The following is a 16,161-nucleotide window of genomic DNA, read 5'->3' on the forward strand; positions in this document are numbered from 1 at the left end:
GGTTTGGGGATTTGAAATGAATGACAAGAAGGGATTTTCCAGATTATCGGATCTGACTTCAGATGTAGAACCCACATCTGAGAAGGATACAAGTCATACACCTATCCAGGGAAGAGGTGCATCTGGAATAAACCATGAGCATGCCTCCAGGAAACTGCCTGGTGAGGATAGTGATTCTTTTGCAAGAGAATCGGCGAAGGCAGGTTCTGGCGGTTTTTTCTCTGGGATAGTGAAATTATTGCTGGCTATTCCTTGGCAACTTTATCTTGTGGGTGGTGTTGCAGGCTATTTCTATTTTCAAAGCGGAATAGAAGACAGAAAAATTAATTCATTTCAGAGCGAAATTAGCTATTACCTCGCGAGAAATAACAACTCGAACAGTGTCCCTTCACTCATGCCAGGGGTTCTCCCTGTTGATCTTGGAGCAAGAACTGTCGACAGGATGCTTTTCAGGATAAAGGACGATTACAAGCCGAAATCTGCTGGAGACGTTTCTTATGTCGTGGGGTTTAACTGCTCAGATGAGGTAGTCGGCTCATATTCAGACGGAGCTTCCGGCTATCAGAAAAGTTGCGACATCTATGTTATCGATGTCCGCAGCCACACCTGGAGTTATGTCGGGAACTTCACCGGCTCCGAACCACCGAAGTCAAAAAAAGGCAGCGGGAGTAGAACGGGATCGCATCCAGCTCAGGACTACCTGAGAAGGGCGGGTGTTATGTGATTGGGGAATTCGTTCAAAGCTCGACATTAATTCAGGCTCTCTCTGGCATTGGCAACGGCGTCCTCAGCGCTTGGGAAGTGACCGTTATATGAGTGAAATTGGAAGGTTCGACGTACATGGCTGGTGATAACGATAAAGATAAAAAAGGCTTTTCAGGACTGTCAGACCTGGCGTCCGAGGTCAGCGGCATTGATGAGCCCATAAAGCCGGAGCCAAAAGCGGAGGCTAAGCCATCAACGCCTAAGCAACCTCCCCAGCCTCAAAGGGAAGCAGCCCCTTCCGAACCCGAGCGGAAAACCACAAGCTCTCCTCCGCCTATTGAAACCGTGAGCTCTGGCAAAAGCGGCGGCGGTTCGGGAGGCAAATGGATTCTTGGCATTATCGGCGTCGTCTTTGTGATCTGGCTGATTAATAACGCCGGGCAAAGTAACAAAAAGCCCTCTTACACTCCGCCATCGTCGTCGCAAAGCTACAACTACCCGCAGAGCACCCCGGCTCCGGCAGTTCAAGCGCCAAGCACGACCCAAAGCGCCGGACTGCAATATACAAAGCCTTCGGTCGGCACCAACAACGTCCTGTCCGTGCCGGAAATTCGCTGGTGCATCCGGGAGGGCATTCGCATTGAAGCGATGCGGGACGTCATCGATAACAATGCGGGAATCGATGAGTTCAACCGGATTGTCAACGATTACAACAGCCGCTGCGGAAGCTACCGGTATCGCCAAGGCTCCCAGTCTCGAGCTGAACGTGATGTGGAAGCCTACAGAAGCCAGATTGTCTCGGAGGCCATTCGGGAAGCCAGACAGTTGGGGCATTCCTATCAACCCTCCTATCCATCGGTTTCGCCAGGCGTATCGACCAGCACCGCTCCCAAGAAGCCCAATGCCCAATACACCAGAGAGGCACAACAGATTCTGACCGACCTCGGTTACGATCCCGGACCAGTGGATGGCGATTACGGCCGCCGGACTGCCGAAGCGGTGAAGGCCTTCCAGCGTGATGTTGGTATCACGCAAGATGGCTGGATTGACGAAGACTTGCTGAGCACGCTCCGGAGAGCAAAGACGGCTTATACACCGCGAGTCTATCAACCTGAGCCGCAGAACCAGACAAGTTTGCCGCCGCGTTCCAGCACCCCTCCGGCTACTGCCTCAGCTAAACCCAAAAACCTCTCCTACGAGGAACAGTCTAAGTACGATGCTGCACAGCGTCTTCGCAGGCTTGGCTATGATGTGGATTGGCGAACCAACTCTTTAACGGACATGCTCGATGCAGAATCTAGGATCGGTACGGCGAACCGCCTTGCCCGGCTCGGCTATAAGGTGGATTGGCGAACAAGCTCTCTGACGGACATGCTTGACGCAGAATCCAGGATCGGCACGGCGAACCGTCTTGCCCGGCTTGGCTATGATGTGAATTGGCGAACAAGCTCTTTAACGGACATGCTTGACGCGGAATCTAGAATCGGTGCGGCTAATCGCCTAAAACGGAAAGGAATTTCAGTAGATTGGCGAAACTACTCGCTAACACAGTTGTTGAATATGGAGTATGGGCAGAACTGACCTGGGCCGTATACATTTTCAACCGGTTTTATCAAGTCGCTAACTGGAACAGCATCAGCGGAAATATCAAAGCGAGATGATTCACGAATGCCTTGGACTTCGGAACACACTAAATGGCTCGTCGACACCGGCGAACGACTGAAGACTGCCGACGGCAAGGAGGTCGAGGTTTGGGAGTTCCGTCATGAGAAAGACGAGGCAGTGCTCTCCGCCTGGGCGAAACACTTCCGGAATCACTACTGCTTTGATAGCGAAATCGATTATTGGCGCAGGGGGTATAAGTGCTCTCGCGGAGAGTATCTCAACACCATAAAGTTCCCGGACCCAAAAGATGCCCCAGGACCCAGTATCCGCGCTGGCGACTTTGGGGAAGTGCTGGTTGCCGATTTTCTTGAATACCTGCTTGGCTACTGGGTTCCACGCACTCGCTATGGTGACAAAACCATTCGGAACGAGTCGACAAAAGGTAGTGACATCATCGGCTTTCATATCGTCAAGGATGGCAAAGCCTCTTCGAAGGATAAGCTGGCGATCTTTGAAGCGAAGGCGCAATTCTCAGGAAAGAAAGCCAAGGCGAGACTTCAAGACGCCGTAGATGGCTCAGCAAAAGACATCGCACGGAAGGCAGAGTCTTTAAATGCCATCAAGCAAAGGCTTCATGGTCGGAATGAGCTCGATGATGCCGAAAAAATCGAGCGTTTCCAGAACGAAGTAGATCACCCATACAAGGAAGTTTATGGAGCTGTCGCGCTCTTTGAGAATCCGCTTTTTGACGGCCACCTGACATCCTCGACCGACGCCTCTTCTCATCCGCATTCAGGTGACCTTGCGTTGGTGGTCATCAAAGGGGATCAGATGATGGCACTCGTCCACGAGCTCTACAGGAGGGCTGCGGATGAGGCCTGAACAGAAATCCCAACTCCTGCTGGGCGTCACCCGGTCAAAGGCAAAGATGCTCGAGTACGGCGTTCCGGAAGAGCATCACATCAAGATCACCCAAGATCCGGCCAAGCTGTTCACTATCTCGATTGGTTTGCTGGGCGACCTTGCCGCCGCCATCAACCGGGAGGAGCCAGATCCCGATTCTCTCGCAGAGCTGAAAACCAATCTGCTATTTTCCGCCCGCTTTTTCGACTCCTACCTCCAGTCAAAGCTGAACGAGACACTTGATCCCTACCTCGTGCTTCTGGGCTCCGCCTCCTATTACCTGTGCGATCTGCCTGGGAGCGCTTCGGTATTGGCGAAGCGCATCGATGGTGACTGTCCAGATCTGGATGGCGATGCTTTGGAAGACCTGTTGCTTTGGTTGCTGCAGGCCGATCTGGGGACCTATTTTGATGGAGCCGAGGGACCATTCGGCGAATTCATCGACGGGATTTCAAAATGGATTCTCCAGTTTTTTGAGAATGGGAATGGTGAAGATAATCTTCTCGATTTGGCCACGAAGCTGAGGGACGCCGTCTATGAGTTCGGCACCCCAAGGCAGCTTCTATTTGGTGATGTGATCGCGGCCGTTCTGAGGAAAAAGATGGAGAATTCTGCCTGGAAGGCTTTGCCGTCATATTCCGGGTTGCCCCGCGACAAATGGCTCCATGCGCTGCAAAAGGATTCGTTCATCAAGGAACTCTGGCCTGCGCAACACCTTTTGGGTAAGGCGGATGTTCTCAAAGGTGAGTCTGCCATCGTTCAAATGCCCACCAGCGCTGGCAAAACGAAGGCAACTGAACTGATCCTTCGAAGCGCGTTTCTGGCCGAGCGCGTGTCACTGGCCATCATTATCGCCCCGTTCAGGGCGCTGTGCCATGAGATCAAGAACAGCCTTGTCGAGGCATTCCACAACGAACCCACCAAGGTGGATGAATTGTCCGATGCCCTACAGACCGACTTCGAGATTGCCGAACTCCTGGGGCACCAACAAATCCTGGTCGTAACCCCCGAAAAGCTGCTCTACGTCCTTCGGCACGCTCCGGAACTGGCTGCCCACGTTGGCCTGCTGGTTTTTGATGAAGGCCACCAGTTCGACAGCGGCACCCGAGGCATCACATACGAGCTGCTCCTGACGTCGCTGCGCTCCATGATTCCCGAAGGAACCCAGAAGGTGCTGATCTCAGCGGTCATCAGCAATGCCGAGGCTGTTGGAGAATGGCTGAACGGGGAACCCAATGTCGTCGAAGGCACAACCCTGATTCCGACTTTCAGGTCGGTTGGATTCGCGAGCTGGCTCGATCAGTTGGGAAGAATCGAGTACGTCGACAGCCGTGATGCCGAACAAGGTGAGTTTTTCGTTCCGAGGGTGATTGAAAGATTCAATCTCGGGAGGAAGAAGCGGGAAAGGACGGACCGTTTTTTTCCTGAAAAGACTGACGGGCAGGCTATCGCTCTATACCTTGGTCTGAAATTGGTCCCGAACGGCAGTATCGCTGTTTTCTGCGGAAGGAAGTCGACAGCGGCGAGCGTCTGTGAAAAGGCCGTCGATATAGTCGAGCGAGGCGCACCGCTGGCCTTGCCGTCAGATTTTTCAGACGCCCAGGAAGTTGCGCGGCTGACACATCTGCATGTCGAGAATCTTGGCGCTGACGCTCCGGCGTCTCAGAGCGCGGCACACGGAATTTTTTCCCATCATGGTAATACGCCGCATGGTATCCGGCTGGCGGTGGAGCATGCCATGCGTGACGACCTTGTGCGATTCGTCGTTTGTACCTCGACTTTGGCGCAGGGCGTAAACCTTCCGATTCGATACCTCATCGTGACCAGTGTCTACCAGGGCATGGAGCGCATCAAGGTTCGTGATTTCCACAACCTCATTGGCCGAGCGGGACGAGCCGGGATGCATACCGAAGGCAGCATCCTGTTTGCCGATCCGGTGATCTTTGACAAGCGGAAGGCCCGCAACGACAAATGGCGCTGGAACCAGGTGAAAGAGCTTCTGGAGCCGCGCAATTCTGAGCCATGCATCAGCAATCTTCTATCGATCTTCGATCCCATCAAGAGCGATGACGAGAAATACACCATCACCATGGAGGCACTGGATTTTGCCAAGGCCTATATCGATGATCCTGATGAAATTGCCAAGCTGGCTGCGGGAATAGCCGCACGACATGGAGACAAAAATTTCTCCCGAGACGGTGTCGAGCGGCAAATTGCCTGGAGAATCAGCCTAATCTGTGCAGTCGAGAGCTTCCTGTTATCTCATTGGGATGAATCTGATGATGGTCTTTCGGAAGCTGATGTGACCCGCCTGGCCGAAGGGACGCTGGCTTTCTTCCTGGCTGATGATCAGAAAAAGGAGCATATCCGCGAGTTGTTTCAGCTTCTCGCTGGGAACATCTCCGCAAACATCACAGATCCGGCTCGCCGTAAAATCTATGGCCGGACGCTTTACGGTATTCAAGATGCCCAAGCCATCGAGGGATGGGTCCAAACCAACGCCGACAGTCTGCTTTCGATTGTTGATGAAACAGACGCGCTCGATCTTGCCTGGCCATTGCTTACCCGGCATATCAACAGTGGAGTATTCACCAAGTTCGATAAGCCGGAGGTGCCAAAAGAAATCGCGCATGGGTGGATCAGTGGAAAACCCTTCAGCGATCTCCTGAAAATCATCCGTAAGCGAAAAGCCAAGATGATATGGGGCACACGCCGGAGGGAGTTCAAAATCGATCATGTCGTCGATGTCTGCGAAGGGACGCTCGCTTATGACGGAGCGCTCGTTGTAGGCGCTGTGTGTGAATTCATCGAAACCCTCGACCAAGATGGCACAGGAGACCTGATCAATCGTCTGCAGCTTTTTCAAAAGCGCCTGAAATATGGTCTTCCGACCGAAACCACCATAGCCCTTTACGAGCTTGGCTTTTCGGACCGCGTCATCGCTCAGGATATTGCCGCATCCCTAAACCTGGCAGCGACCCAGAAGAAGGATCTCGTGAAGGCGCTGAAAAAAGATCAGGCCGGAGCCAGGGCGGTGATGGAGAAATACCCAAGCTATTTCCAGGAGCGAATGAATGAACTCCTGCAGTAGAAATCCAGATCATCGACCTAGGCTATCTCGCGCCCAAGGCTGCCTACTTGGCCAGCTTGCCGGAGACGCCCTCGGCAGCCTGGTCGAGTTCCAGTCGCCGGAGGAGATCCACCGCAGCTACCCGGAAGGCGTGCGAGAACTGGCCGAAGGCGGCACATGGAACACCATTGCCGGTCAGCCGACGGATGACTCGGAAATGGCGCTGCTGCTGGCCCGGATGCTGACAGAACGCGTGTCCTACTATTCAGACGCCGCGCTTCAGGCCTATCAATTCTGGCTCGACTCCGATCCCTTTGACTGCGGTATGACCATCGCCATTGGATTGCGGGGCCGTCCGAACCCCGACAGCCAGGCCAATGGGGCCATGATGCGGATCAGCCCCTTGGGCATCTTCGGAGCCAACTACCCATTGGAAACGGTGTGCGACTGGGCCAAGCAGGATGCCGCTCTGACGCATCCAAACCCGGTGTGTCTGCAGGCCAACGCGCTTTTCACCATGGCGATTGCCCACGCCATTGCATCTGGCTGCGAAGCCGAGAAGCTCTACCAGAATATCAAACAGTGGGCTGCCGACCTGGCAGTCGACCCGGCTCTCATGGAGGCCATCCATGGGGCTGCCGAAGCTCCACCGGAGGACTACGTCCAGCAACAGGGGTGGGTGTTGACCGCGTTCCGAAATGCCCTGTGGCAACTGCTCAATGCCCCGAGCTTTGAAGCTGGCGTTGTCGATACGGTTATGCGGGGTGGAGACACCGATACCAACGCAGCCATTTGTGGGGCGCTACTGGGCGCAGTGTACGGCCTGGACGCCATACCCGCCCAATGGGTCGACCAGGTCCTGAACTGCCGCCCCAAGGCCGGACATCCCGGCGTCAACCGTCCGCGACCAGAGTGCTTCTGGCCGGTGGATGCTTTGGAGCTAGCAGCGCAACTTATTTCAACGGAAACCAAGTAAACAGGAGGCGAACATGCCAAAGAAACCAGGATCACATCATGTCGTGCCCAACGCTGACGGCGGCTGGGACGTCAAGAAAGACGGCGCGACCCGCAGCAGCGGCCACTTCGACAAGAAGCAGGATGCCGTCGATGCCGGGCGCAAGATCAGCCAGAACCAAGGCACCGAGTTCTACATCCACGGCAAGGACGGGAAGATCCAGAACAAGGACAGCCACGGAAACGATCCGTATCCGCCAAAAGGTTGATGCTCAGGCCAATTCGATTCCCGTTTTGGGAACCGAACCGGCGTCCGAAAACTGGATTCGAAGTTGTTGCTGCTCGACGCCAGGTATCCGGTTTTACTGCAAACCCGTAACCCTCGTCCGGTGCCGGGAAATCAGGGGAGAAATTCGTTTCTCTGGTCGGGTTGTCGGGAAGTTGTTGTGTGAAATGACTTCGGCGTTTATTATCAGGGAGTTACGAGGAGCGCGGGCTTTGAGACTGATTTGCGGTAGGTCGGCGTTCCCTCCACCAAAATTCTCCATCGGTGATTACCAGAGTCATCCGATGAAGTCCTAAGAGCCCGCACGGCGCAAGCCCTGCGGGCTTTTTTGCGCCCTCAATTTGTCCCGCGAAGTCCGAAGAGAACTAATTAAATCCGAACCTTTTAGGCACCTTGTTAGGCACCTCATAAAGCTTTATTGTTTTTGAGGTGCCTAAAACTATGGAAACCCAGCAATGGCAAGACAAACCAAACCTCTATCCGTTAAAGAAATCGAATCCGCCAAACCCAAAGAAGCGGACTACGTTCTCTATGATGGTGATGGCCTTGAGCTACTCATCAAATCCAGCGGAAGTAAAATCTGGCAGTTTCGCTACATTCGCCCTGTCACTAAGAAACGTGCGAAGAAGAGCATAGGCCCCTACCCGTCAGTTACCCTTGCCGATGCCCGAAACTATCGGGCAGAGTCCCGCTCTCTTCTGGCGAAACAAATTGATCCCCAGGAACATCAGCAGGAACAACTGCGCAGTTCAATTGAAGCCAAAACCAATACTTTCCAGCTCGTAGCTGAACGTTGGTGGAATGTGAAGAAAGCAAGCGTGACAGTGGACTATGCAGAAGATATCTGGCGCTCTCTTGAGAGAGATGTCTTTCCTGCAATTGGGGACGTTAGCGTTACAGATATTAAAGCTCACACACTGGTTCAGGCCGTTCAACCTGTTCAGGCCAGAGGAGCACTGGAAACCGTTCGTCGACTGTGCCAACGCATTAATGAGGTCATGATCTATGCCCAAAACACAGGGCTGATTGATGCTGTTCCCAGCGTTAATATCGGTAAAGCCTTCGAGAAGCCTCAGAAAAAGAACATGCCCAGCATTCGACCGGACCAGCTACCTCAACTGATGCAGACAATGCGAACAGCCAGCATTAGCCTTTCCACACGCTGCCTGTTCATGTGGCAACTTCTTACTATTACCCGCCCTGCCGAAGCGGCTGAAGCTCGCTGGGAAGAGGTAGACATAGAAGCGCGAGAGTGGAAGATTCCTGCAGCACGCATGAAAATGAACCGTGACCATACTGTTCCATTGTCAGATGAAGCGATTGCGATATTGGAGATGATGAAGCCGTTAAGTGGAAATCGAGAATTTATCTTTCCCAGCCGCATCAAGCCAAACCAGCCGATGAACAGTCAGACCGTTAACGCATCGCTGAAACGCGCAGGTTTTGGTGGGGTGCTCGTTTCACACGGTCTGAGATCTATCGCCAGTACAGCCCTAAATGAACAAGGCTTCCCACCTGATGTTATTGAGGCGGCCCTTGCGCATGTAGATAAGAATGAGGTCCGTCGTGCCTATAACCGCAGTGATTATCTTGAGCAGCGGCGGCCCATGATGCAGTGGTGGGCTGATTTTGTGATGGCTGCTGATCGTGGAAGTATGGTTGAGGGCGGTATGAAAGGAATGAGGTTAGTAGGGTGACGGATAACTAATGACGACCCCGACTTTAGTGCCGCGATGAATGAGGCTTTAAATGTCAGTGACCCTGACCCCGAATATGCTCCAGTCATAATCAGGAATAACCGGCTTCATGTTGGCTGCATATTCTGGCAATCGACAGATTTTTCTGCAAATTCGGACGGGGTCATCCATCCCAGCGCAGAATGGGGACGCCTCTGATTATAGTGTATGCGCCAGGCCTCGATTTTGCACCGTGCGTCCTCCAGGGACATGAACCAGTTCTCGTTCAGACATTCCTGTCGCAGCCTGCCGTTGAACGACTCCACCGTGGCATTGTCCGTCGGTGTTCCCGGCCGTGAGAAGTCTATTCGGATCCCTCGTTCATACACCCATTTGTCCAGCATTATCCCTGCAAATTCAGAGCCGTTATCGGTTTTCAGTAACTGCGGCAAGGGGCGTCTGAGCGCAATACTGTTCAGCATTTCGGCAACCTCCGTTGAGCGCAGATTCTGGCCCACGCAGATCCCCAGACATTCGCGCGTGTAGAGGTCAATGACCGTCAGCAGGCGTAACCGACGCCCGTCAAACAGGGCGTCAGAAACAAAATCCATGCCCCAGACATGATTCGGATAAAGCCCCTGAGGCTGGGGCTGTCGCCGCTGGGCCGATTTATTCCGACGCGGACGCTTGAGACGCAGGGACAGCCCCTGCTCGCGATAGAGCCGGTAAATGCGTTTATGATTATCGCGCCAGCCCTCCCGCCTGAGCATAACGTGAACCCTGCGGTAGCCATAGTGGACCCGGGTTTCGGTGATCTCCCTGATACGAAGGCGGAGCGCGCTGTCGTCTGCCGCCACAGAACGGTAGCGGAAAGAGCTGCGGCTGATCCGTAGCGCAAAGCAGACCTGCCGCTCGCTGGCCCCGTAGCGTGCCTGCAGGTCCCGGACCCATTCACGCAGGCGTGCCAGCGTCAGTTCTTTTTTGCCAGCACATCCTGCAGCATGGCCTTGTCGAGGCTCAGATCGGCAACCAGCTTCTTCAGCCTGAGGTTCTCTTCCTCAAGCTGGCGCATGTGCTTCAGCTCAGAGGGCGAAATATCACCGTATTTCTTGCGCCACGTATAAAACGTGGCATCGGAAATACCCAGTTTGCGACAGACGTCCGGCACGGACATCCCCAGTTCAGCCTGTTTGAGGGCAAAAACAATCTGCTCTTCGGTGAATCGTGATTTTTTCATCGGCACCACCTCCGTTCAGGGAGTGTAGATCATGCCGGAATTCTGTTTCTGAATGGCGCAGGATTTCGGGTCAGGGTCATCAGACCGACAAGTGCTAGGAGCGGACTATTTATCAATTATGAGTACATAATAATGTGATCTCAGTGCCACCAAATTAGATTTGGCCATTGCAAAAAACCAATAAAATCAATAAAATCAATAAAATCAATATGATAAGGCAACACAAACGGAAAGATGGCTATCTATAAAGTGGGTATATTTTCAATATCAAACCAGAGGGAATGGGCAGGAAATAGTTAATAACTTACTTAATTTTTTGACTAAGAAAGTTATTTGATATTAATAATTATAATATTACATTGTAAGTCATGAAAACCTACAGTGAAGATATTTTAATGTTTACAATTGAACTTTACAAAACAATCATTAAGTAAAGTTTAAAATATATTCCTTTTTTATATTGATTTATTATATCTGGATGAGGTTGTTAAAAACATGAATAAATTAAAACCAACATGGCAGTTATTCGAGGAACTCGTTTGTCACATTCTGAAGGCAAACAATTTTCAAATAAATAGAAATAGTTGCAGAGGAGACGAAGGATTTGATTTTCTCGGTGATTTTGGAGGAGAAAGATGGGCTATTGAAGTTAAATTCTACCGCACAGCTCGAGCTCAGCCCTCACTTATTGATGCAGCTGCGACTCGCATTACCAGCAATGGCGTAGCCGCAGGTGTTAACAAAGGAATGTTAGTTGTTTCATGCTTTCTCACACCTGAGTTGCGAGAGGCTCTGGAAAATAAATTCAGTATTACTTTTGTGGATCAGGCTGACTTAAGAATTTGGTGTAGTTCACATCCTGAACTAGCGGAATCATTGGATGCACTATTAGAAGTAAATCTAGATGAAGCTCTTACGACGCACCTTTCTCGTAAAGAGAGTAACTCTATCATTAGAGATATGGCTCTTAATAAGAGTAACCGGATTGAGCGACAAAAAAATAAAGGAACAAAACTTTGCCTTGAACTAAAGAGTATTAAAAAAGGGAAAGCATCTTGGCGTCAATATGAAAAAAAATGCGAGGAAATCCTTAAATATCTGTTTCCTAATGATCTACACGGCTGGCATTCACAAAAAAGAACTGATGATGGTTTAAACCGTTATGATTTTGTATGTCGAATTAGACCCACTACTGAATTTTGGAAATTTGTTATTGAACACCTAAATAGCCGTTATGTTCTTTTTGAGTTTAAAAACTATTTAGGGAAAATCAAGCAAGGCCAGATACTTACCACGGAGAAGTATCTTTTGGAAAAAGGACTCAGGCGTATGGCAATTATTATGACAAGGACGGGAGCAGAGGCACATGCATTAGCTATGACGCAAGGAGCTATGAGAGAACAAGGTAAACTTATACTCATTGTAAACGATGAAAAAGTATGTGAAATGCTTCTGACCTGCCCCCACGATTAGATACAACACTCAGTTAGTAACGTCGGAATCTTCATTCTCAGAATGACCCTTTCTCCAGCCCGCTGCAAATTCAGACGGTGTCTGATAATTCAGCGTGGAGTGCGGGCGGCATTCGTTATAATCCTGCCGCCAGTCATTAATAATTTTCCTGGCATGAACGATATCGCTGAACCAGTGCTCATTCAAACATTCATCGCGAAATCGTCCGTTAAAGCTCTCAATAAATCCGTTCTGCGTTGGCTTGCCCGGCTGGATTAAGCGCAACTCAACACCATGCTCAAAGGCCCATTGATCCAGTGCACGGCAAGTGAACTCCGGCCCCTGGTCAGTTCTTATCGTCGCCGGATAGCCTCGAAACAGTGCAATGCTGTCCAGAATACGCGTGACCTGAACGCCTGAAATCCCAAAGGCAACAGTGACCGTCAGGCATTCCTTTGTGAAATCATCGACGCAGGTAAGACACTTGATCCTGCGACCGGTGGAAAGTGCGTCCATGACGAAATCCATCGACCAGGTCAGATTGGGCGCCGCCGGACGGAGCAGCGGCAGACGTTCTGTTGCCAGCCCTTTACGACGTCTTCTGCGTTTTACGCCCAGGCCACTGAGGTGATAAAGCCGGTACACGCGCTTATGATTAACATGAAGCCCTTCACGGCGCAGCAACTGCCAAATACGACGGTAGCCAAAACGCCTGCGCTCTAGTGCCAGCTCAGTGATGCGCCCTGATAAATGCGCATCAGCAGCCGGACGGTGAGCCTCATAGCGGCAGGTCGACAGGGATAAACCTGTAAGCCTGCAGGCACGACGTTGCGACAGACCGGTCGCATCACACATCAACATCACGGCTTCCCGCTTCTGGTCTGTCGTCAGTACTTTCGCCCAAGAGCCACCTGAAGCGCCTCTTTATCCAGCATGGCTTCGGCAAGCAGCTTCTTGAGTCTGGTGTTCTCTTCCTCAAGCGACTTCAGGCGCTTAACTTCAGGCACCTCCATACCGCCATACTTCTTACGCCAGGTGTAAAACGTGGCATCGGAAATGGCATGCTTGCGGCAGAGTTCACGGGCGGGTACCCCAGCTTCGGCTTCGCGGAGAATACTGATGATCTGTTCGTCGGAAAAACGCTTCTTCATGGGGATGTCCTCATGTGGCTTATGAAGACATTACTAACATCGGGGTGTACTAATCAACGGGGAGCAGGTCAGGGATCATAAGGTTCTGATGAACAATGCCGATAATGTTTAGATAAGATGAATCTGATGTTTCCGCGTCACTCTCACAGGGACAAACTGCGTTGAATGTCGAAAACCTTTGAGACCCGTTGTGCCAAGCAAATTAACGCCAAACGACAATGACCAAGGCAGGGATGCGCTACAGCGTCCGACTGTGTAAAGGAGAATACATGGCAAGCATTGTTTCGGAGTACCAACGCTTTCTCGATTGTTTAACGCAGCAGGACGTTCCTGATGATGTCCGGCGACTTGCGTATCTGATCTTCGATCATATCCAACCTCTCGCTGAAGTCGGCTCGACTCGCCGGGCGCGTTCAGTTCGTCTTGCCCCCCTAGCCCTAAGACATCTAATTGATCAGCCCATCGCTTACGAAGGCAATTCTGACGCCCCTGAAGCAGGTTCTGCTCTGGGCCGATTGCATCAGCTTGAGGTTGGTCCATTCCGTGGATTCATGCGGCAGGAGATATTTGACCTCTCCCACGATATCACTCTCATTTACGGTGCAAACGGTACAGGTAAAAGCAGCTTCTTTGAGGCTCTCGAAGTGTCAATGCTGGGCACTATCAGTGAAGCGCAGTTAAAGCGGGTGGAGCAAAGGCTTTATTGCAATAACGCTCGTCTCAAGCACCACGATGCGCCAGTGCTTCTTGCCGGTGAGGCTCAGAACTTACGGCCCGTCCAGCCTGATGAATCAGAGTATCGTTTTTGTTTCATTGAGAAGAACCGGCTTGATGACTTTGCCCGTATTGCTGCAAGAACCCCTAGCGATCAGCGACAGCTAATCGCAACGTTGTTTGGTGTAGATCAGTTCAGTGAATTTGTCCGTGGGTTTAACCCATCACTCGATCAAGATCTGATGCTTTCCGGACCAATGGCAGCTCAGTTGGTCGAACGGAGAAAGCAGGTAGCAGCTTCAGAGCAGGTAATTGCAGCACATCCGCAGAAAATAGCTTTGATTGAATTGCAGGAAAATGCGCTTGCGCAGCGCATATCCCCCGAAGCGACCTATCAGGCATGCGTTGAATGGCTGGAAGGTACACAACTTCAGCAGGGACGTCTGCCATATATTCAATCTCAACTTGATGCTATCCCACCACTGGTTTATAGGATTACGCAATCCCGACTGGAAGCGCTTCTCGCTGAAGCATACCGTCTACATGGGAGTTGGCAAGAGACCTCAAGGGAACTTGCATCACGTGCGACCGAGGTATCGTATGCAAAACTGTATGAAGCAGTGCAGGCCTTGGCTGTCGGAGCAACTACCTGCCCTGCTTGTGGTACAAATCTTGATACCGTAGCAGAGGATCCTTTTATACGAGCGCGTACGGGACTTGAAGCCCTGGCGCAGTTGGCACAGATTCAGTTGCGGGAGCAAACATTACGAACAGAGCTGAACGAGTCTCTCCAGCTACTGTTGGAGGAAATACGTCGCACCGTAACGGCAGCAATCGCCGCATGCCCGGAAACCCTTCATGCTGCAGTACTGCCGGAATTACCCCAGACATCAGTTGGAGCGTGGCTTGAGTGCTGGGTTGAAGGAGAGAAACAGCCCTGGAACACACTCCTGTGCATTGCCAAAGAGATTGAGCATATCGATAAACAGTCCCTCGCAGTACATAATCAACGTGGTGCGTTGACCGAGGAGCGGGACCGTCTGATTCAGTATCGGTTCGAAATTGAAAGACTACGTACGCAGCGCACAGCCGCCAACGTTGAACTAGCTGCAGCTCAATCTAATCTGACCCAGTTCAATGACAATAATCGAGATCTGCTCCAAGCCATTGCTGAAGAAGAAACTGTCATAAAGTTAAATCAACGAATTAAGGTAGCTTACGACGGATTCCTACCGGAAATCCAAAGATACATGGCCGCACTACCTGGCATATTGCTTCAGGGATTGGGTGAACAGGCTCGGGATCTGTATAACGCTTTTAACCGAAGCGATGCACCTAGCGATCTGCTGCATGCACTTCATATGCCAGTTGCTGAAAATGGCAAAATTGAAGTCGAATTCGCCGGTGAACCGGGCATTCGTTACGATGCGCTAATCATTTTCAGTGAGGGACATATCAAATGTCTTGGCCTCGCAATTCTGTTGGCCAAAAATATTGTCCAAGGATGCCCGGTGGTTATTTTTGATGATGTGGTTAATGCGATTGATGATGAGCATCGAGACGGTATATGGCGTACCTTCTTTGAAGATGGGCTACTGGACGACAAACAGGTAATCTTGACTTCCCATGCCGAAGAATTCCTCATCCGAATTCAACAGGAGTTAGGTGCAGCAAGGGCAGGAGCCATTAAGCGCTACAAATTCCTACCACACGATGGTGAACACGAACTGCGGGTAGACAGCAATCCACCGAGTAAGAATTACGTTCTGCTTGCGCAGCAGGCTCTAGATGGGGATGAAAAGCGTGAAGCTCTTCGTCAGTCACGTCCCGCCCTGGAAAGCCTTACCGATAGCCTTTGGTCGTGGATGGGCAGACGCGGTGACGGACGCATTGATATTAAACTCAGTGGACCACGTTCGCCTTGGGAATTGAATAATAAATGCTCTAAATTGAAATCGGCCGTTAATCGCATTTCAGGGCAGCATCCCGGGGCCCCGGCTGCAGTTGCTGCATTAGAAAGATTACTCGGAGTCAACGGCTCCAGCATTGAATGGGGATATCTGAACAGCGGCGTGCACGATTCACAGCGAGACCACGAATTCGACCGCTCCACAGTAAGAACAATAGTGGAGTCGATTGTGTCGCTTGATGCAGCCCTTAGCGTCATGAGAAATCAGTAAGTGATACACAGTGAAACTGGTGCCGGGTGGTGTCGCAATCAGCCTCCCTAAACGTAGCTTTAGCCGTTCAGATGCTTGCTGGCTTTCTCGATGAGTTGAATCGGGTTAGCCCCACGGTTCAACTGGAAGCTAGCGAGCACCTGATTATTTGGATTCGGAAAAAACAGCAATGACCGAATTGCTAATGGAGTACAGGGACAACAAATGGGAAATGATATTTTCATCACA

General features: G+C 51.4%; 11 protein-coding genes. 9 read left to right on the forward strand and 2 right to left on the reverse strand.

All coding sequences use genetic code 11. The features are described 5' to 3' along the window. The first annotated feature begins 16 nt into the window (after positions 1-16). From MPHASIOC01_RS15020 to MPHASIOC01_RS15050, 7 genes are all read left to right on the forward strand, one after another. Entirely contained in the window at positions 17-724 is a 708-nt protein-coding gene (locus MPHASIOC01_RS15020; protein ID WP_353612858.1) for a hypothetical protein, read from the forward strand. Positions 725-840: 116 nt separating this feature from the next. Continuing rightward, on the forward strand, positions 841-2,286 hold the full coding sequence (locus MPHASIOC01_RS15025) for a peptidoglycan-binding protein (protein ID WP_353612859.1): 1,446 nt from the start codon (positions 841-843) through the stop codon (positions 2,284-2,286). A gap of 87 nt (positions 2,287-2,373) precedes the next feature. Next, entirely contained in the window at positions 2,374-3,192 is an 819-nt protein-coding gene (locus tag MPHASIOC01_RS15030) for a Hachiman antiphage defense system protein HamA (protein ID WP_353612860.1), read from the forward strand. Further along, positions 3,182-6,304, forward strand: coding sequence for a DEAD/DEAH box helicase (locus tag MPHASIOC01_RS15035; RefSeq protein ID WP_353612861.1), 3,123 nt, complete (start codon positions 3,182-3,184; stop codon positions 6,302-6,304). Before MPHASIOC01_RS15030 ends, MPHASIOC01_RS15035 begins: the two co-directional genes overlap by 11 nt. Then, positions 6,288-7,259, forward strand: coding sequence for an ADP-ribosylglycohydrolase family protein (locus MPHASIOC01_RS15040; protein WP_353612862.1), 972 nt, complete (start codon positions 6,288-6,290; stop codon positions 7,257-7,259). The genes MPHASIOC01_RS15035 and MPHASIOC01_RS15040 overlap by 17 nt, the downstream gene beginning before the upstream one ends. Before the next feature lie 13 nt (positions 7,260-7,272). Further along, a complete protein-coding gene (locus MPHASIOC01_RS15045; protein WP_011369119.1) occupies positions 7,273-7,506 on the forward strand; it encodes a DUF2188 domain-containing protein in 234 nt (77 codons plus the stop codon). A gap of 472 nt (positions 7,507-7,978) precedes the next feature. Continuing rightward, on the forward strand, positions 7,979-9,220 hold the full coding sequence (locus tag MPHASIOC01_RS15050) for an integrase (protein WP_032642877.1): 1,242 nt from the start codon (positions 7,979-7,981) through the stop codon (positions 9,218-9,220). Positions 9,221-9,327: 107 nt separating this feature from the next. On the opposite strand, the gene MPHASIOC01_RS15055 is transcribed toward MPHASIOC01_RS15050, so the two are convergent. Beyond that, positions 9,328-10,436, reverse strand: a protein-coding gene (locus MPHASIOC01_RS15055) for an IS3 family transposase (protein ID WP_101677551.1) whose coding sequence is annotated in 2 segments (ribosomal slippage) — positions 9,328-10,175 and positions 10,175-10,436 — 1,110 coding nt in all. Because the reading frame shifts where the segments join, the coding sequence is not laid out codon by codon here. A 495-nt stretch (positions 10,437-10,931) separates the two neighbouring features. Here MPHASIOC01_RS15055 and MPHASIOC01_RS15060 point away from each other — a divergent pair. Further along, positions 10,932-11,909 carry a restriction endonuclease gene (locus MPHASIOC01_RS15060; RefSeq protein ID WP_353612863.1) on the forward strand — a complete coding sequence of 326 codons (978 nt, stop codon included), beginning with the start codon at positions 10,932-10,934 and terminating at the stop codon, positions 11,907-11,909. A gap of 9 nt (positions 11,910-11,918) precedes the next feature. Here the strand turns inward: MPHASIOC01_RS15060 and MPHASIOC01_RS15065 are convergent. Continuing rightward, positions 11,919-13,039, reverse strand: a protein-coding gene (locus MPHASIOC01_RS15065; RefSeq protein WP_085950818.1) for an IS3-like element ISSen4 family transposase whose coding sequence is annotated in 2 segments (ribosomal slippage) — positions 11,919-12,781 and positions 12,781-13,039 — 1,122 coding nt in all. Because the reading frame shifts where the segments join, the coding sequence is not laid out codon by codon here. A gap of 269 nt (positions 13,040-13,308) precedes the next feature. Between MPHASIOC01_RS15065 and MPHASIOC01_RS15070 the strand changes: the two genes are divergently transcribed. Next, the gene (locus MPHASIOC01_RS15070; RefSeq protein ID WP_032642889.1) at positions 13,309-15,933 is read left to right on the forward strand and encodes an AAA family ATPase; all 2,625 of its coding nucleotides are present in this window, start codon (positions 13,309-13,311) and stop codon (positions 15,931-15,933) included. Positions 15,934-16,161: the final 228 nt, after the last annotated feature.

Source organism: Mangrovibacter phragmitis, assembly GCF_040429585.1.
Classification (GTDB): Bacteria; Pseudomonadota; Gammaproteobacteria; order Enterobacterales; family Enterobacteriaceae; genus Mangrovibacter; species Mangrovibacter phragmitis.